Raw genomic sequence first — 17,335 nt, forward strand, 5'->3', positions numbered from 1 at the left:
TTATGTGGCGAAATGCGGGGACTCTCCAGTCTCGAGGCGGTGGACTGCGAATGTGTGAACACATAACGGGCTACAGCGAATTGAGCCATTCGAGGAGAGTTTTATCATCCTTCCAGGCGGTGCGAGCGCGGGATGCCGCCGAAACTCCAGAATTCACCTCGCAGGCACGCAATGCTTCGGCCTTGGCCCGTAACGTCAGCTCGGCATAGCGGTTTGTGGTATCGAGACTGACGTGTCCAAGCCAGCCACGAATGACATTGACCTCAACACCGGATTCGAGCAGGTGGACCGCCGCGGTATGCCTAAACAGGTGCGGACTTACGCGTCGAGGCTGCGGGCTTCCTGTGTCCCACGTTGCGCCGTGTCGTCGGACAATCTTGTAGATGCCGAAGCGCGTCAGGGGACGGTTTCGTACCGCGCAGAAGACATAGCCGTTTGGCAATGTGTGCTGCTCCGCAAGCAGTTGTTGAAGTTGCTTCACTGTCTCTTCCCAGAGTGGGCAGACGCGCCACTTGTCGCCTTTGCCGTGCAGGTGGACCTTGGCTGGTGCGACGAAATCGAGATGCTCCATCCGAAGATCGGCGACCTCTTGCACCCGGGCACCGGTGTTGTACAGAAAGAGAAATAGCGTGCGATCGCGAAGTGCGAGACGTCCCTGCTTTGAAAGAGAGCGAAACAGTGCCGTCACTTCCTCGCGCTCGAGGTAATGGGTGTCAGGCAGTGATGTTCGCTTGACAGGGATTGCCGCGATTCGCTGGCAGGCTGCAAGCATCTCCGGAACTCGCAAGGCGAGGTATGAATAAAAGGTATTCAGCGCCGCGCGCCGCTGGTTGCGGGTACGTATGGAGTTGCCGCGCTGCTGTTCCAGGTATTTTAGGAATGCAAGAACCCGGTCGAAGCTCAGGTCCTCGATGGCCAAGGATGCAATCGAACCACCACGTTGTTCGGACACAAAGCACAGGAACAGGCGGATCGTGTCACGATAACTTCGGATCGAACCTTGGCGCAGACCCTTCTGCACCGGGAGATAGTCCGTAAAAAATGACTGTACCAACGAGCCGAGAGATAGTGTCATGATGAGAGAACCTCCCTGAGAGTTGCTACGGCAAACGCCTCGTAACGACGATTGGCCTGCTCAAGGAGTTCTGGTGTCGTCGACAGATACACCGCGGTGGAACTCACATCGACGTGGCCCATGAACGTTGAAAGCGCCAGGAGATTTGCCTGCGGATCAAGGCCGAGGCGGTACCAGCGGGTGAGTACGCCGACAGCGAAGGCATGACGTAGATCGTGAAGATGCGGATACGAAACACTTGGCGCAATATCCAGATGAAGCTTGGGAACGAGGGCGTGAAAGGTCTGGCTGACAGTGCACGGATTGATTGGCCGCCCCCCACGCAGGCTGAACAACGGGGCCTCATCCTGGGCTGCGCGTGTGTCCTCTTTCTGGCGCCGACGCACATGCTCGACAAGCAACGCTTCGAGCTTCGGGCCGAAGGGAAGGAGACGGCTCTTGTAGAACTTCGTTTCTCGGACGACCAGCAGTTGCCGTTCACGGTCGACGTCCTTGATACGCAACCGACAGGCTTCCCCGACGCGCAATCCGAGCCCATACAAGACGGCGAAAAGGGCGAAGTAGGTGCTGCCCCGGTCCATGGTGCCGCCCTTGTCGGGAAGGGTCTTGGCGAGTGCGAGCAACCGCTGGGCCGCTGCCATGTCAAAAATAAACGGCGTCCGCTCATATCTTGATCGACGCGGTGGTGATTGCAACGGCGTCGCGACAAGCTTCCCGCGGTCGATGAGATACGAGAAGAACCTGCCGACTGTACAGCGCAGGTGGTTATAGCTTCTCGCGCGCGGCCGATGACGCGAAAGCAGGAACTCGTCCACCAGGGTCGGCGTCACTTCAGAGATGCGACTAATGCGCTTCTGCAGCAGGTAGGCGTCGAGCAGCGCGAGCGTCTTCTCTTCGACATCGTATCGCCGCCCCAACGAACGCTTGTGGGCGAGGAACTGTTCGAGATCCAGCCGAAGGAAGCTCTTAAAGCGCGTACGGGGTGTCATAGCACATCCTCCCCGTCGCCTTGCGCGACATACCGCAATTGCTCGATCGCAAGCTTGCCGTAGATCTGGGTCGACGAGATGTTGCGGTGGCCGACATAGTCGCCGATGTGCTTGAGCGAGAAATGAGCGTTGAGCAGGCGCTGAACGCAGCTATGACGGAGTACGTGTGAGCCGGCGCGTGGAACGTTGATACTGGCTTTGCGGATGAAGTGGGCAGCTCGAGATACCACTGCCGCATGGCCAATCGGGGCGAGCGGCGCCGCCATGCGCATGAACACCTCACGATCCGTTGTCACCGGGCGGCCGTTCTCGAGGTAGTCGATGATTGCGGCGCCGACCACCGCAGAGAGCGGATAAGTGGTGGTGTTGCCGGCCTTGCGCTCGCGGATTCTAAATCGCTCGTTGCGCCAATCGATATCGTCGAGGGTAAGTGCGGCAACTTCGCAGGCCCGCAACCCATATGTCGAAAGCAGCAACAGCATCGCGTAGTCGCGCTTACCGCAGGGCGAACGTCGATCAACGCTCGCCAAGACCTTCTCGACTTGATCCCAACTGATTGACCGCGGAATTCCTGCGTGTCGGTACGATTGTGGAAACTCGACGAGCGAGCTGAGATCCTTGGAAAGCACTCCTTCACGATACAGGTAGCGCAAAAAGACTCGCAATGTTCCGCAGGCATTGCGAAGAGTCGTCCAGGCAACACGCGGGCCGTACTCGGTGATGAAACCGCTGATCACGGTCGGCGATACGGCTCGTAGACCGATGCCGGTGCGCTCCAGGTAGGCAGCGAACTGGTGAAGATGGAAGCGGTATTGGAGAATAGTACGCGGGCGAAGTCCCTTCTCCTCGACAAGGTACATCAGGAATTGCGGAGCCTGCCGTTCGAACGGGTTATCTGGCTTGTGCGGACGACCAGGGCCGTCATATCCGTCAATCGCCAGATGCAGCATCTGGCAAATGGGATTGCGCACCTCATGGGCAAATCGGCTTCTTCGAGAAGCACTTCGTCCACGCCCATGCCGCCGAATCCAATCTTGCACAAACGGTTCGACATGATCGCTGAGTTGCATGAGCTCATTCGCGCCGTGCGCCTTTGCGTAGTCGCCGAAGCTAAACAGCACTGGAACGCGATGCAGTACGCTACGCGCCGTGTAGTGGTGCTCTGTCAGCCAGTTCACGTATTGCTCGATGTGCGATCCAAGACGTCCGAATGCGATCAACGGTCGCCGGACGAAAGTAGTAATTCTCGAGCATGACAATCTCCCAAGTAAAGTGGGAAGATCAAGATGCCACAGCTACCTCGTTATGTTCCTGTCGAAAGGCAACCAAGCAGCTTCAGGGGGTCGGTTCGAGGGGAAAGGCCACATAACGGCCACGGGCACAGAACATCGATTTTGTTGCCGGCAACAAAATCGAGCACAACGTAGCTGACCGCTCCCCCAAAGTAACGAAAGGCTTCTTCGTGAAGCTGGGCCCAGACCTGCTTGCTGGACTTCCAGACCACGCGCCGGAAACTGCGCCGCGAGTACCGCAGGGTCATCACGAACAACCGCGGGCGTCGGTAGCGGCCGGTCTTCGGATCGCGGGTCAGTGCACCTTCGCCATAATCAACTTGAGCTTCTTCGCCGGGGGCGAACGCGAGACGGTCGAACTGCTCGGGATCAGTGTGGCGCAAGGCGCGCACGAAACGCTTGACGCTCTCGTAGCTCGCGGTGAATGCGAACTGATCGACCAGATCCTGATAGATCGCCTGCGCGTTGCGCCTCAGGCGGACCTGCTGTTCGATCCACTCGCGATGCGGTTCGCTTGCGGAGCGGGCGAAATTGAACGTTGTGGTCTTGCTGGAACCGTCGGTAGCCGGTGGTCGCGGCGGTGGGGGAGTTTGCGTGACGGCCGTTTCAGAGCCGGTGGTCACCATGGGGGAGTTTGCCGAAGCGGACTTCTCCGACTCGAACATCGCCTGATAGCGACGAATCGTCTTGCGGTCGATGCCCGTGAGCCGCTGGATCTGGCGCTGGCTCTTGTTGCGCACGAGTAATGTGAATACGGTGCTTTGCAGGTGCGGCTTCAAGACGTTCACTCCCTGAACTCCTTCTTGTTCGAAGGAGACGAAGATAGACGTCCTGCAACACCTCTCCCGGCGGCTTTAGTGGCTCAGCCGACGGTCGTCAGGTGGGGGAGTTTGAAGTGACCATACCCGGAGGAATTTGACCGACCGCCGGGGACTCAATCGGCGTATCGCCACAGTCCAGCACGATGGAGTGAATGCGGATGTCGCACCACTCCCGGAACATCCCGATGGTCCGGTTGCGCGGCCACAGTGCCGGATCGGTGTACCAGTCCTCAAGCATCTGCTCGAAGAGCGCCTTCCAGCTACGCTGAATCCAGCGCTTGCCAGGCTGGTCCGGGTCGTCGGCCTCGTTCGTCGGGATCAGAAAGGCCGATGGCTCCTCCTGTGCATCCGCGAGTGTGACGGTGGGGTTCGCCGGAACAGGGTCCGCTGCGTTGATCCACGCGACGAACGGCGTCTTTGGGACAATGATGGCGACAACCCGATTGGAAACGAAAAGCGGTTCAAACGGCATGCGGTCGGTCCTCATAGCAGAAGACCGAATGCTAAAGCAAGGTGGCCGTCAGGACACGCTTACGGATCTCGGGATTGCCCACATCTTGTGGGAGGTCACCCGTGCTGGCTAAATAGATATCCGGCACGCCTCGGTGGTTTCGCGGGGCACAAGGAAGGCCCGCCACATGGCTGTGGGTCCAGGCGGGGGATCGTGCTGGTGGCTCAGATAGCCGTCGAGTTTAGCGATCCACGGCACTATTTCACCTGGGATGGCGTTGTCGCCGGCGGTCTTGAGGTCGGGTTGGCGCAGCAGTAAAGCGCTCGCCATTCGTCGGGCTGAAGCGGCACTTCGCACGACACATCCGGATCGGCGCGGCGGAGCAGAGCAGTGTGGCGTACATAATGCGCCAGCTTATCAGCAAATAACGCGGTAGCGCGTATGAAGCTCGAGATTGCCGAAATGGCGCGCGTCGATACAGCATCCGTTTTTAAGTACACGATGCGAGGATTCAATCGTCCAGCGACGCGCATACCGTTCGAGTCGCTCGATTGCGTCGCTCAGCGTGAGCGTGGGCTTTGTCGCGGTAATGCTGAACGAGCGAGCGAGATCGATATACGAAGTACTGCTTATATTGCGAGTTCGTAGAATTGATCAGCATCCGACCGATGGGGTCCGCGACCACACTGGATCTGACCTTTTGCGATCATATGCATCAGCTCAATTCCGGCGAGCAGGATCCGGGCACAGCGAAAAGACTTGAGACCGAGCATCGGTCGCGTCCGTCAATTGATTGCCCTATGGTCCTGCTCGACCAGGTTGTTGAGATATTTGGACCAGCGGATCTTGATGGGCCCTGAACGATCGGCATTGATCGCTCTGTTCAAGACGGCGCAGACTCAAGGGATAAGCTACATACCACCGGACACAAGTCAACATCACGTCGAGCGGATAGTGTAGCCGTTTGAGCACCCGTGCCACGGCCGGATTTAACGCGTTCATCAAGGTTTCTGTCGTTCATCTTGTTCCGCACATCATAGCGGACCGCGTTATTGCGTCGGAGCCCGGGGAACTCCTTCGCATTGAAGCTCTCGAAGAAAAAACCTCTCGCGTCGCCGAACACTTTGGGCTCGATGATCTTGACTTCAGGCAGCGCGGTTGCGGTTACTTGGATGGCCATGCCACTTGGTCCGTAAGAAGGTTTTGTAGATACTTGCCGTAAGCGTTCTTCGCGAGCGGTCTGGCGAGCGCCTGCAGCTGCTCTCCGTCGATCCACTGCTGCCGGTAAGCGATTTCCTCCGGACACGCGACGACCAAACCCTGTCGCTTCTGCAGCGTGGCGATGAAGGTCGCCGCTTCGATCAGCGAGTCATGCGTGCCGGTATCGAGCCACGCGTAACCACGACCCATGATTTCCACTTCGAGCGCGGCGTTGGCGAGATAACGCGAGTTGACGTCGGTGATTTCGAGTTCGCCACGCGACGACGGCTTGATGTCCGCCGCAATGTCGCAGACCTGCCTGTCGTAGAAGTACAGACCCGTGACCGCGTAGTTCGAACGCGGCTTGACCGGCTTCTCTTCGATCGACAGCGCGCGGAACTGCCTGTCGAATTCGACCACGCCATAACGTTCAGGATCGTGCACGTGGTACGCAAAGACCGTGGCGCCTTCCGCTTTCTCGTTGGCGCGCTCGAGCTGCTTCGCGAGATCGTGGCCGTAGAAAATGTTGTCGCCAAGAATCAGCGCTGAGGAATCGTTACCCACGAAATCGCGGCCAATGATGAACGCCTGCGCGAGCCCGTCCGGCGACGGCTGGATCGCGTACTGGATGTTCATGCCCCACTGGCTGCCGTCACCGAGCATCGCCTCGAAGCGCGGCGTGTCCTGCGGCGTGGAGATGATCAGCACGTCGCGAATGCCCGCCACCATCAGCGTGGACAGCGGATAGTAGATCATCGGCTTGTCGTAGACGGGCAGCAGCTGCTTGGAAACCACATGCGTGATCGGATACAGGCGGGTGCCCGAACCGCCCGCGAGAATAATGCCTTTGCGCGCCATTGCCGTGCCTTTACGCGCGCTGCGCGTAGTTGGTCTCAACCCACTTGCGATAGTCGCCGGAGGCGACTTCGTCCGACCACTCCTGATTGTCCAGATACCACTGGACCGTCTTCGCGAGGCCCGTCTCGAACGTCTCCGCAGGCTTCCAGCCGAGTTCGCGTTCGAGCTTGCGGGCGTCGATTGCATAACGGCGGTCGTGGCCCGGACGATCCTTCACATAGCTGATCTGGTTGCGGTACGACGCGCCCGGCTTCGGACGCAACTGATCGAGCAGGTCGCACAGCGTATGGACGACCTCGAGGTTCTTCTTCTCGTTCCAGCCACCGACGTTGTACGTCTCGCCCGGCGCGCCGCGCGCGAGCACTTCGCGGATCGCGCTGCAATGGTCGCCGACATACAGCCAGTCGCGCACGTTCTGACCATCGCCATACACCGGCAGCGGCTTGCCGCCGAGCGCGTTGGCGATCATCAGCGGAATCAGTTTCTCGGGGAACTGGTACGGACCGTAGTTATTCGAGCAGTTCGTGGTGAGCACCGGCAGGCCATACGTATGATGGTAGGCGCGCACCAGATGGTCGGAACCCGCCTTGGTGGCCGAGTAAGGGCTATTCGGCGCGTACGGCGTGGTCTCGGAGAATTGCGCATCGGTCGCGGACAGCGAGCCGAACACTTCGTCGGTCGACACGTGCAGGAAGCGGAACGCGGCCTTGTCGGCCTCGCCGAGCGCGGTCCAGTACTGACGGGCCGCTTCCAGTAACGTGAAGGTACCCACCACGTTCGTTTGCACGAAATCAGCCGGGCCATGAATCGAACGGTCCACGTGGCTCTCGGCGGCGAAATGCAATACGGCACGCGGCTTGTGCTCCGCGAAGAGCGCGTCGAGCGCGGCGCGATCGCAGATATCCGCGCGCACGAAAATGTGCTTCGGATTGTTTTGTTGCGACTTGAGCGTACCCAGATTGCCGGCGTACGTCAGCTTGTCCACGTTCAGTACCGCGTCGTCCGACGCGTTGAGCCAGTCGAGCACGAAATTGGCGCCGATAAAACCGGCGCCGCCCGTTACCAGAATCATGAATTGTCCTTCGGACGTACGGGGCTGAATTCAATTACTTTTCTGAAATGTCTTTGCATGAAATTTTTGGCCATTTTAAATGCCTCAACGAGGTCGGTAATGCTATTTTTGATCTGATCCGTAGCCACCGGACAATGTGCGTACGGAGCGACTCCCACTACCAATGCTACGTGCAGACTGAACCCGACGTATCCATCGCTATTGGCGAGCGTATGTTGAACGACTGCTACGGCATATAAAGGAAGCTCTAGTCGGAAAATTTGTACGGTGGGCTAGTGAGAGTCGCCCCGCATGACTTTGTCGCGAGCCCAATGTGACTGATTTTGAGAATTCCGACTTTCATAATCTTGCTTTGGAATTTGGGTCCTGCAGGTAGGACGAGAGCAAGTAACGAATGTAGAGAGCGCGTGCCTGCTCGACCGGTACGGTGAATGATTGCCGAATATCGAGGGTCGTGGTAAAAAGTGGCAGAAATTGACCAGATATTTGCGGTGTTGGACAAGCGGACTTACATGATCAATTCCTATATCCCACGGACGGCTCCAGCCTAGTCAGCGTGATTCCTTTGCCGTCGTTCGGACATGGAGTGCATGTATGTGGTACACAAGCCACAGAGAGGGAAATGCGTACGACGAGGTTAAAACGCTCGGCTTATACAGATCTCCATGCGTTTATCGTCGAGGACGGAAAGACACGTTTGCTTTCAATGACATAGCGTTGCGCTAGTAAACTTTCAGCGGATAGCGTAATGAGATGGTCACCCCCTCCTCGCAGCGGAGTACGCAGCAGGAAGTTTCTTCGCGGAGGTGTGCCATGGAAGACGTACGCTGGTCGGAATCGATCTGGGTAAGCACGTATTTCACCTTCACGGCCAGAACACGGCCGGAAAGGCGGTGTTTCCCAAGAAGGTAAGCCGCAATCAACTGGTCGAGTTCTTCGCGACGTTGCACGCCTGCACGGTGGTGATGGAAGCCTGCGCGGTCGCCCATCACATGGCGAGCAAACTCACCACCTTCGGGCGCCAGGTCAAGCTCATCTCGCCGGAATTCGTACGGCCCTTCGTCAAGGGTAACAACAACGATTTCGTCGAAGCCGAGCCGATCTCGGAGGCGGCAGCGCGCCCGTCCATGCGCTTCGTCACGCCGAAGACCGAATCCCAGCAAACCTTGTCGGCTTTGCACCGCGTGCGCGAATCCGCCAGCACGATCGAGTGCGCGCGACGTATCCGTCAGCGGAACCCGCGTTGACGGTGTCGCGCGGTAAGATGTCGACGATCTTCCGCAGCAGAGCGTAAGAGACCCGCCAATGGCCTTCCGAATCATTAACAGCGACGGACGCGGTTTTTGCGTTGAGCCGGACGATGATGCCGACCCGCTCGCTCAGATGTTTGTCGGTGAAGCCGACGGTGTCGCCAATGAAGAATTTCTCTCGCTGAGCTCGCGGTGGCGGCGACGGAGGCGCGTGAGTTGGGCCGCTCGCAGTGTCAGGAATAGCCGCCGCGTATCGCACCGACCAACGCTGACGGCTCTGGTTGTCCTGGATCACCGCTTGGGTTTGCCTCAACTCCACCACCGTTCCGTGCGAAGGTGGTGCGAGCGGATCGCCCCCGATATAGCTGACCTCCATTCCCAGATGCAAGCGTTGACGTACCTCGAGAATGCGTCGCGGGTCGTCCAGCATTTTGCCGATGGCGAGATAGAGGCGATACAACTCGGCGCTGGGCGCCTGCCGAAGCGAGTCGAGAATGTCCATGAATGTGTAGGCGTTTAACGGGCGAGCGGCAACAGTTCGTGCACGCGGTTGACAGGATACGACGGCAACTTCTCAAGTGTGTCCTTGAGCCATGCATAAGGCTCGAAGCCGTTCAGGCGAGCCGTACCGAGCAGTGAATACATCGTGGCTGCGGCTCTTGCGCCTCTCGGTGAGCCTGCGAACATCCAGTTCGACGTCTTATAGAAACGATTTCATAACAGGTCCTGTCCTCACTTCATAGTTATGGAAAGTTCTGTCGGGATAGCGGGAGCAGACACTTGTGAAACGATGCCGCGCCCCCGGATTAACGAGGTCGTGGCATCGAGGCAAACATTGATGAGCTTCCGGCACCGGCTATCGACCATACATAACTACAGGCCTTGCAGGAACCGAAGCAGGTCATCCTTCGGCTTGTAACGGAAAGCCTTGCGCGATGGTGCCTGAAGGGCCTGTAATGCCCGGTCCTTCATCTGCAGATCGGCTTCAACGTAACGATGCGTAGTGACGGGGCTTTCGTGACCGAGCCACAATGCGATAACGGTAATGTCGACGCCGGATTGCAGCATATGCATCGCGACCGAATGTCGAATAACGTGCGGAGAAATGCGATGCTTAGCAAGTTCGGGAAACTGCCGTGACGCAGTCTGTACAGCAAGCTTCAGTCGCTCAGTGAAACCGACGCGCGTGAGCGAGTCGCCAGATCGACCGGGAAACAGCGCTTCGTGAAGATCACGCGGATACTGCCGCATCCAATGCCTGAGTTCCTTGGCAGTCTCGGGCCACAGTGGAACCGAGCGTTCCTTGCGACCCTTGCCGTGGATGCGTACCCATGAGGTGGGCCCGAATACCAGATCGGACCCGCGCATTTCCAGAAGTTCGGAAACGCGTGCGCCGGTGTTATACAGGGTTGCCAGCATGATGTGGTCACGCTGGCCCGTCCACGTGGAGGTATTCGGCGCAGCGAGGATGGCTTCGATATGCTGCCTGGAGACAAATCCGACGATGGGCTGCTCAAAGCGCTTCATGGGAATTGCCAGCACAGACTGCGTGATGGCCAATGCCGACGGCTCTTCGAATGAAACGTATTCCATGAACGAGCGGATGGCTGCGAACCTCGCATTGCGGCTTCGAATCGCGTTGTGCCGGTCCTGTTCGAGATGTCGAAGAAACTCGAGGACGAATGGTGCACTGAGGTCCTGGATCGTGATCTCGGCAGGTCGCTTGTGCAAGTGCTTATACGCAAAGGCCAGCAGCAAGCGGAAGCTGTCGCGGTAGGCCATGACGGTGCGAGGACTTACGTGTCGCTGCTCCTGCAGCCGCTGCATAAAGAACTTCTGTACCAGAACGGGAAATGGTTGTACGGTTGGTTGCTTCACGATGTACCTCCCTCAGAGCGCACAAACCGCTGGGCCGCGATCTCCAGAAGCTCGGGTGTAGCTGTTTCGTACCAGTAGGTGTCCGTGACCTTGGCGTGCCCGAGGTACGTCGACAAGGCAAGAATGCTACGATCAACATCCAGTCCGCAGGCATACCAATCCCGCAGCCGATGACAGACGAATGAGTGCCGCAGATCATGCAGCCTCGGGCTAGGGTGATCACCGCGAGCGTGCCATTGCAAGGCAGAACGCAGTACCCTGAAGGCATACTCGACACGCCGTGTCGTGGCGGGGCGACCGTAGTCGAACACGAAGAATGATTCGGTGTCGGCAGCGAGAGGATCGAGGTCTCGCTTCCCGATATAGCGGAGCAAAGCTGCAGCCGTGGTGCGATGGATAGGTACCCAACGCGATTTGCCATACTTGGCATGCCGAATCTGCAGCAGCCGTTGTTCGAGATTAACGTCCGTGCGGGCAAGTCCCGTAGCTTCGGAGATCCTGAGACCTGTTGCCGCCATCAATCCGAAGATCGTTGCGCAGGTAGCCCCGCGTAAGCCGCCCGGTGGATACAGCTGGTCGCAAGCAGCGAGCAGGCCAAGGATCTCGTCATCCGTAAATATGTGTGGGACCAACCGTCGGTGGGCACTTCCAAAAAGTCGGGGGGGCGGAACCTCGGTTGCGGGGTCGAACTGGCGGCAGTAGGCGAAAAAAGGTCGGACTACTTCGATTCTGCGTGCCGCCGTTAACCGGAGTCCGCTAGTGGAACTGCTCGCCCACCGGGCGGCAAGTTTTATGGTTATAGGACCGCGATGACCAAGTGCTTCAGCGAAGTGCGCGAAGCGTCGCAGTTGCTGCTCCTCCACGTTGAGCGCAAAACCGGCTTGCCGGCGAACGGCGAGATACTCATCGATCCAGCGCGAGAACGGCGTATGTGTCCTCATGAGCGTCTACCTGGCCAAGGAAGCGCCACGCGCCGAAGCGAAGGAAGATCAACCTTCGCATAAATGGTAGTTGTGTCGAGGTCACGGTGTCGCAACAGGTCAGCGATTTGCTTGAATGGAGCACCGCTCTGTGCCATCCGGCAGGCTATCGTGTGCCGAAAAACATGCGTGCCGCGCACTCGCTGCTCCAGCCCGCAGCGTTTGGCAGCGTAACGTACCGCGTTTCGTACGATGTCGAGGTCAGCACCGGCGTTCAGCGGTGGTCTATGGCGTACGAAGATCTCGCGCCGTGCGGTCTGCGGACGCCCGTATTGCAGATAAGCTGCGATCGCCTGGCCGGTCAGGCGGGGTAGCGGCACAATGTCGATTCGCTTGCCTTTGCCATGAAGGGTCAGAATTCCTGCGCGCCAATCGATATCGTCCAGACACAGATGCGCGACTTCCGTACGACGCAGGCCCAGGTCCAGAAGACAGCGCGTGATTGCGTAGTCACGCATGCCGGTAGCGTTACTGCGATCGAACGCGCTGAGCAGTCGCCGAACCTCTTCTGGTGACAAAACATCGGGTAGTCCACCGAGGCGCCATAGGGCGACTCGTGGCAATGCTGCGATAAGAGCTGTGACTGGCGTCCCGCTGATCGCCTTGAAACGCAAATAGCTATGAAGCGAACCGCCGACGCTCTTTACCGAGCCAGGGGTGAGCCCGCGTGTGCGACGCATGACAAAGCGGACTACGTCCGCCGGAGCGATCTTCGATATCTCGATTGGCTGTTCGTGGAAGCAATCCGCGAGGAACTCACCAATGTGGCGCCGCCGGACGTGACGCGTGCTCTCGGAAAGTCCACGAACTTCCATCATGTACTGGGTGAAGATTGCCAGTTCGGCATCTATCGAAGCGCACAATATCGGAGCTCGCGTTGCGCGAGCGATGCCGTACATGTCAAGAAAATGCATCAGTGCCGCGTGGACGTCCGCGCTCGTTCTCCGGCACTTCGGCGCGCACTGACAATGAGGCAGATGTCCGTGGATGAAGCGGTCGATCAAAGCATCGCCGACATCGTGAAAGGCAGCATGTTGTTGTACGGCCCAGTGCAGAAAATGCGCGACACAGCGGAAGTAGCATTCCACGGTCGGTACGGCATATCCATGTTCCGTCAAATAGCGAATGTACGCATCAGCATGCGCTTCCAGGCCGGCCTTGGCGAACCATCGCCGGGCAAGAATATGGCCAGATCTAAGGCGTGAGCATTTGGGCATGGCGACTCTCCTCGAAAATTGAAACTGCACGAGGAAAGTAATGCAAATTATGGAAGGTTGTTGCGCTTGCCATGCACGCATCAGGTCCTGAAAACAGATGCCTCGCTGTCACTTCGGCGCTAACCTTCGATAACTACAAAGTAGCGATAGTCCCTCCCGAGAGCAATTGGTCTGATTTGCCGCTCTACGCATTGTTGTCCGGCAGCAGGATACCGCTATCGGTATAGCGAATCAGAGCCTGCCAGTGGCGTAACGCATAGCCGAAGGCTTTCGCGAGCGGCGCCTGAGCCGGCACGTCGGCGGCAATGGGCCCAGCATCCGACCTCGACGATGTTTCCGGTTTCGTAAAGTGCGCCATGCCCGCTGTATGCGTCCGCCTGCAGGCAACCTTTGTACTTCTGCAGGTACCGCAGCGGATGCGAACCGGAGCGCGATTCGGCGAACTCGAACACGACCGCCGGCGGGTGGTCGACCCAGGCACCATTCTCTTCGCGTTGGCCGGCGCCAAGATAGCCCCATAATCGCGTGGTGCGCGTCGCCGTGCGACCCTTCTCGAGTAACGGCAGCGTCGTGTCATCCACGTGCATGCGGGGGGGCTGCAACTGGTGACCCCGTAGCGGTGGCAGCAGCACTCGAGCAGTTCGGCTGCCGCCAGCTTCCATTCGCACAGCGTTGCCCCGGGGCAGGTGCGCACCGCGTCGTGCATAGCGCATCTCCTGCCGGTTCAAAGGCAGGTGATCGACGTAGGTGTTGACCAGGATGTTAGCCAGCAGGCTCGCGCTCGCATTGCTCTTCGGCAGCGGCGAGGGCTGGGCACTTGCGGTCACGATGGTCGACTCACCATCCTTCTTCGCCGCGTACTTGAAACGGATATGCTCAATAACGGTGAGCGTGGACGGCTCATAGTGCAGCGTCTCGCTGCGCTCTTCGCCGATGCGCTTGAGCGTATCGAATGCCGCCTTCTGCTCGTCGCTCAGATCATATTCAACGCGCTTGCGCGGCAGGTCCTTCGGCAGGGCCGGACGTCCCTTGCGGGTGTGGCCTGCGACCGGAACCTCGGCGGGCTCGGGCGGAACGGGTAACACCGTGGTGGCATCGAACAGTTCCGCCTGGCCCGCCAGCCGCTCGGCGCTGCCCCCGAAGCGGGCACGGTTAGCCTGGGCAATCTGGTGCTGCAGCGCTTCCAGCTGCTCCCACAGCACGCATGCCAACCGGTTCTGTTCGAGCGCGAACGCTTGCAGCGCGTCGGGCTCGACCGGCAATTCCGCGACAGTGATAGCGGTGGGCGGCATGGCTATCATGATGCCCAACTCGCGTTACGTTTACAAGATCGGGGAGCGTTGTACCTGCGCAGGCGACAGCGAGTTCAGCTCACGCGCGTCATCGCGACGGCGTGATGCGGCTCGCGTACCGGGATCTCAATGCCTTCGAGCCAGGCGTTGAGTTCGGCGAGCGTGAAGCCGGTGCGACCCCGGTATAGGCATTTGACTTTCGAGCGGTCGCGCCCGACGAACACGAACAGATTGCCCGAGACAGGGTTCTGGGCAAGCAGTGGTTCAACCGGATACGACAGGCCGTCGATGGATTTGCGCATGTCGACCGGCTCACGGCAGATATACGCACGGACGTCGGCTGCGATCAGCACCGGCTACCGCCGAGCTGTCCGAGCACAAAACGCACGATGCGCTCGGCATGAGCACCGGTCAGCTCGATGCGAACACCGGCGAGCGACAACGTCACCCGATCACGCGAACACGACAAAGCGTCCGCCGTCGACGGTGGAGCAGGAGTGGCTGGTGCGGCGTCCGGATGGGAAACGATAAATGCCGCTTCTGGTGTGACCGCAAGCGGGTGCGCCTCTGCACATGGCTCGCTCGAGAGGTTCTTGCGCCACAGGCCGAAGGTACTGACGGCGAGCCCCTGCTCACGACAGAAACGTCGAAGGCCCAGTCCGCTCGTGGTCCGCGCCATGACCATCTCGCGCCAGAATGCTTCGCCTTGCCGGGGGCGTCGTGCGCTCGTCGGTACGGCCTCTCTCGTTGCGTCGTCCATCGCGTTGCTCCGTCGTTACGACGGCATCACCTTCGCACCGCGCTTACGTGCATTCAAGACGGGATGCGCTGAGGGATACCGCGCGACCAATCCGATTCACGGGTTTCAGCTCGAGTTCGGCGGCAGCCTGCCAAAGGGTGAGGCTGCCGTCAAGCGCCTGGCTAGCGTGCTGGCCGAGCATCCGCTCCCGCCGCGCCTGATCGCGGTCCTGGAGCGACTGCACGCGCACATCAAATACCTCAACGAGGAACTTGACGAGATTAGAGAGGAGGTGGCGCGACAACTTGCCAGCGACGATCTCGGCCAGCGCCTACTTACCATTCCCGGCGTCGGTCCGGTCACCGCGAGCGTGCTCACAGCGGAGATGGGCGACGGCAAGCAGTACGGATGCAGCCAGGACTTCGCCGTCTCGCTCGGGCTGGTGCCAGGTCAATACAGCACTGGCGGCAGGTCCAACCTGTCCGGTGTCAGCAAGCGAGGCGACAAATATCTTCGGTGGCTGCTTGTGCAATGTGCGCGGGCCGTCATGCGTCGTCTGGATAGACAGTGCGGCCCAAGGGCCGACTGGGCGCGCTCCATGCTGACCCGACGGCGCCCAAATGTCGTGGCGTGCGCGCTTGGCAACAAGCTGGTGCGAGTCGCATGGGCGCTTGCCGCCCACATACGACCTTCAACGTCAGATCGGCTGTTTTGTAAGCCTGATCGCCTCCCAACTATTACGGAGTTTCACCCAGGTCAACTCATCTGGTTTTGCGACTGCTGATATGTGATGACGTGAACGGCACACCGGCCTGACAGACATCCTGGAGCGTAAGCGAACTCTTAAAGCTGCTCGCGTTTCAGGGTCGTCAGGCGCGATTCTCATCGTGGCGCGAGGAGCGATCCTCACTATGACGCCGGATAGATTTAGGCAAACCAATCACCGATCAACGTCAGGGGTTGCAAAAACGGGTGTGACCATAGATTTACTCTCGCTTCTTGCGTGAACGCCTTGGCCCTGGGCACGACTTGCTGGACGGAAACGGAATTCGCCCTCCTCGATCTTGGCGACGCGCGCCTGAACAAGCGAGCGGGGATAGTGACGGAACGATTGGCGGCTAGGCCGACGGCCGGCGTGCCGCAAGCCTGTCGGGGCTGGGGCGAGACGATAGCGGCGTACCACGTCTTCGATAACGAAGACGTCGAATGGGCCACGATTCTTAAGCCGCACTGGCGGCAGACCCAACAGCGCATGGCAGCATACTCGGTGGTGCTGTGCCTGCAAGACGCCACTGAACTGGATCTCAACGGCAAGAACACAGCAGGCCTTGGACCTCTGTCCTACGAGGCCAAACGCGGCATGTATCTGCCACTGACCTATGCGGTGACACCCGACCGGCTGCCCTTGGGCGTACTCGATGCATGGATGTGGGCGCGCGAACCGAAGGACAAGCAAGGCAAGCGTGGCGCCCTGAAGGAAGGCTTGCGCTGGATCAAGGGGTACGAGCGGATCGCGGAAGCTGCCCCGAGTCTGCCGAACACGCGACTGGTGTACTTGGCCGATCGCGAGGCGGACATGATTGCACTGATGGTGCGCGCGCAGTTGTTGGGCGCGCCGGCGGACTGGCTGATTCGTTCGACCCATGATCGCGCACTGCCTGAGGGAGCGAACCTGTGGAACGCCGCGAGCGAAGGCGAACCGACCGGCGAGATAGCCTTTACGATGGGCTCGCGTCACGGGGTGAAAGCTCGTGAAGTGCGCCAGCATGTTTGGCTGCGGCGTACCGAGTTGCCAGCGGACAAAGGCCAAAAGCGTCGCGGCCACATGTCTGGTGGCACGCGAGTTCGATGCGCCCGCCGGCGTCAAGCCGATCGAATGGCGCTTGCTGACCAGCCGCGAAGCGACGACGTTGCAGCAGCCTCGAACTCATCGACTGGTATCGGGCGCGCTGGGAAATCGAGATTCTGTTCAATGGTTGAAGAACAGTTGCCGTGTCGAGGCTGTGCAGTTGGGCACGATTGAGCGGCTCGAACGCGCTCTGGCGTTGTTCTTGGTAGTGCTTTGGCGTATCGCGTATCTGGTGCGAATGGGCCGCACCTGCCCGGATCTGGACGCCGAATTGTGCTTCGATGTCGACGAGATTCGCGGCGTGTACTTGCTCACTGAGGTCAAGCAGCCGGCCAGGACGTGTCAGAAATCTTGTGGGCTGAGGCCGGTTAG

Annotated in this window: 14 protein-coding genes and 7 pseudogenes; 3 read left to right on the forward strand and 18 right to left on the reverse strand. The window is 59.3% G+C overall.

Annotation, left to right across the window (positions count from 1 at the left end):
• Nucleotides 1-70: 70 nt before the first annotated feature.
• From B0G80_RS24125 to rfbB, 10 genes and pseudogenes are all read right to left on the reverse strand, one after another.
• Entirely contained in the window at nucleotides 71-1,075 is a 1,005-nt protein-coding gene (locus tag B0G80_RS24125) for a tyrosine-type recombinase/integrase (RefSeq protein ID WP_116120259.1), read from the reverse strand.
• Nucleotides 1,072-2,064 carry a tyrosine-type recombinase/integrase gene (locus B0G80_RS24130; protein ID WP_116120260.1) on the reverse strand — a complete coding sequence of 331 codons (993 nt, stop codon included), beginning with the start codon at nucleotides 2,062-2,064 and terminating at the stop codon, nucleotides 1,072-1,074. Before B0G80_RS24130 ends, B0G80_RS24125 begins: the two co-directional genes overlap by 4 nt.
• A complete protein-coding gene (locus B0G80_RS24135) occupies nucleotides 2,061-3,242 on the reverse strand; it encodes a site-specific integrase (RefSeq protein WP_258879008.1) in 1,182 nt (393 codons plus the stop codon). Before B0G80_RS24135 ends, B0G80_RS24130 begins: the two co-directional genes overlap by 4 nt.
• A 233-nt stretch (nucleotides 3,243-3,475) precedes the next feature.
• Nucleotides 3,476-4,180: pseudogene (locus tag B0G80_RS24140) on the reverse strand (IS21 family transposase); the annotation flags it as partial.
• Nucleotides 4,181-4,232: 52 nt separating this feature from the next.
• The gene (locus B0G80_RS24145) at nucleotides 4,233-4,649 is read right to left on the reverse strand and encodes a hypothetical protein (protein WP_116120262.1); all 417 of its coding nucleotides are present in this window, start codon (nucleotides 4,647-4,649) and stop codon (nucleotides 4,233-4,235) included.
• Between the two features lie 396 nt (nucleotides 4,650-5,045).
• Nucleotides 5,046-5,279: a transposase gene (locus B0G80_RS48180; protein WP_408969413.1), complete on the reverse strand. Its 234-nt coding sequence runs from the start codon at nucleotides 5,277-5,279 to the stop codon at nucleotides 5,046-5,048.
• Nucleotides 5,258-5,630 (reverse strand): annotated as a pseudogene (locus B0G80_RS24155) (DDE-type integrase/transposase/recombinase). The gene B0G80_RS48180 and the pseudogene B0G80_RS24155 overlap by 22 nt, the downstream one beginning before the upstream one ends.
• A 58-nt stretch (nucleotides 5,631-5,688) precedes the next feature.
• Nucleotides 5,689-5,808: pseudogene (locus tag B0G80_RS24160) on the reverse strand (dTDP-4-dehydrorhamnose 3,5-epimerase family protein); the annotation flags it as partial.
• Entirely contained in the window at nucleotides 5,793-6,686 is an 894-nt protein-coding gene (gene rfbA / locus B0G80_RS24165; RefSeq protein WP_116120266.1) for a glucose-1-phosphate thymidylyltransferase RfbA, read from the reverse strand. The pseudogene B0G80_RS24160 and the gene rfbA, both read right to left, overlap by 16 nt.
• 10 nt (nucleotides 6,687-6,696) lie before the next feature.
• Complete coding sequence (gene rfbB, locus B0G80_RS24170; protein ID WP_116120268.1) at nucleotides 6,697-7,758, reverse strand: dTDP-glucose 4,6-dehydratase; 1,062 nt, start codon at nucleotides 7,756-7,758, stop codon at nucleotides 6,697-6,699.
• 806 nt (nucleotides 7,759-8,564) lie between these two features.
• On the opposite strand from rfbB, the pseudogene B0G80_RS24175 reads away from it, so the two are divergent.
• Nucleotides 8,565-8,954, forward strand: a pseudogene (locus tag B0G80_RS24175) (transposase); the annotation flags it as partial.
• On the opposite strand, the gene B0G80_RS46440 reads toward B0G80_RS24175, so the two are convergent.
• From B0G80_RS46440 to tnpA, 8 genes and pseudogenes are all read right to left on the reverse strand, one after another.
• The gene (locus tag B0G80_RS46440; protein WP_258879271.1) at nucleotides 8,896-9,510 is read right to left on the reverse strand and encodes a hypothetical protein; all 615 of its coding nucleotides are present in this window, start codon (nucleotides 9,508-9,510) and stop codon (nucleotides 8,896-8,898) included. The pseudogene B0G80_RS24175 and the gene B0G80_RS46440 sit on opposite strands and share 59 nt — an antisense overlap.
• Nucleotides 9,511-9,524: 14 nt before the next feature.
• Nucleotides 9,525-9,701: pseudogene (locus B0G80_RS24185) on the reverse strand (transposase domain-containing protein); the annotation flags it as partial.
• A gap of 180 nt (nucleotides 9,702-9,881) precedes the next feature.
• Entirely contained in the window at nucleotides 9,882-10,886 is a 1,005-nt protein-coding gene (locus B0G80_RS24190; protein ID WP_309568779.1) for a tyrosine-type recombinase/integrase, read from the reverse strand.
• Complete coding sequence (locus B0G80_RS24195; protein WP_116120274.1) at nucleotides 10,883-11,827, reverse strand: tyrosine-type recombinase/integrase; 945 nt, start codon at nucleotides 11,825-11,827, stop codon at nucleotides 10,883-10,885. The genes B0G80_RS24190 and B0G80_RS24195 overlap by 4 nt, the downstream gene beginning before the upstream one ends.
• Nucleotides 11,824-13,083: a site-specific integrase gene (locus B0G80_RS24200; protein ID WP_181920048.1), complete on the reverse strand. Its 1,260-nt coding sequence runs from the start codon at nucleotides 13,081-13,083 to the stop codon at nucleotides 11,824-11,826. Before B0G80_RS24200 ends, B0G80_RS24195 begins: the two co-directional genes overlap by 4 nt.
• 215 nt (nucleotides 13,084-13,298) lie before the next feature.
• Entirely contained in the window at nucleotides 13,299-14,384 is a 1,086-nt protein-coding gene (gene tnpC, locus B0G80_RS47115) for an IS66 family transposase (RefSeq protein WP_258879009.1), read from the reverse strand.
• A gap of 65 nt (nucleotides 14,385-14,449) precedes the next feature.
• A complete protein-coding gene (gene tnpB, locus B0G80_RS24215) occupies nucleotides 14,450-14,728 on the reverse strand; it encodes an IS66 family insertion sequence element accessory protein TnpB (protein WP_147309902.1) in 279 nt (92 codons plus the stop codon).
• Nucleotides 14,722-15,054, reverse strand: coding sequence for an IS66 family insertion sequence element accessory protein TnpA (tnpA, locus tag B0G80_RS46035; RefSeq protein ID WP_258879216.1), 333 nt, complete (start codon nucleotides 15,052-15,054; stop codon nucleotides 14,722-14,724). The genes tnpB and tnpA overlap by 7 nt, the downstream gene beginning before the upstream one ends.
• 160 nt (nucleotides 15,055-15,214) lie before the next feature.
• Here tnpA and B0G80_RS24220 point away from each other — a divergent pair.
• Together B0G80_RS24220 and B0G80_RS24225 are read left to right on the forward strand one after the other, a co-directional pair.
• Nucleotides 15,215-15,831 (forward strand): annotated as a pseudogene (locus B0G80_RS24220) (IS110 family transposase); the annotation flags it as partial.
• 301 nt (nucleotides 15,832-16,132) lie between these two features.
• Nucleotides 16,133-17,297: pseudogene (locus B0G80_RS24225) on the forward strand (IS4 family transposase); the annotation flags it as partial.
• Nucleotides 17,298-17,335 lie beyond the last annotated feature (38 nt).

Source organism: Paraburkholderia sp. BL6669N2 (assembly GCF_003387275.1).
Lineage (GTDB): Bacteria > Pseudomonadota > Gammaproteobacteria > Burkholderiales > Burkholderiaceae > Paraburkholderia.

What these genes read in the sequence shown, in the direction of transcription:
- B0G80_RS24125 (WP_116120259.1), bottom strand. Translation starts at nt 1,075, where the DNA reads ATGACACTATCTCTCGGCTCGTTGGTACAGTCATTTTTTACGGACTAT.
- B0G80_RS24130 (WP_116120260.1), bottom strand. Translation starts at nt 2,064, where the DNA reads ATGACACCCCGTACGCGCTTTAAGAGCTTCCTTCGGCTGGATCTCGAA.
- B0G80_RS24145 (WP_116120262.1), bottom strand. Translation starts at nt 4,649, where the DNA reads ATGCCGTTTGAACCGCTTTTCGTTTCCAATCGGGTTGTCGCCATCATT.
- rfbA (WP_116120266.1), bottom strand. Translation starts at nt 6,686, where the DNA reads ATGGCGCGCAAAGGCATTATTCTCGCGGGCGGTTCGGGCACCCGCCTG.
- rfbB (WP_116120268.1), bottom strand. Translation starts at nt 7,758, where the DNA reads ATGATTCTGGTAACGGGCGGCGCCGGTTTTATCGGCGCCAATTTCGTG.
- B0G80_RS46440 (WP_258879271.1), bottom strand. Translation starts at nt 9,510, where the DNA reads ATGGACATTCTCGACTCGCTTCGGCAGGCGCCCAGCGCCGAGTTGTAT.
- B0G80_RS24195 (WP_116120274.1), bottom strand. Translation starts at nt 11,827, where the DNA reads ATGAGGACACATACGCCGTTCTCGCGCTGGATCGATGAGTATCTCGCC.
- B0G80_RS24200 (WP_181920048.1), bottom strand. Translation starts at nt 13,083, where the DNA reads ATGCCCAAATGCTCACGCCTTAGATCTGGCCATATTCTTGCCCGGCGA.
- tnpC (WP_258879009.1), bottom strand. Translation starts at nt 14,384, where the DNA reads ATGATAGCCATGCCGCCCACCGCTATCACTGTCGCGGAATTGCCGGTC.
- tnpA (WP_258879216.1), bottom strand. Translation starts at nt 15,054, where the DNA reads ATGGCGCGGACCACGAGCGGACTGGGCCTTCGACGTTTCTGTCGTGAG.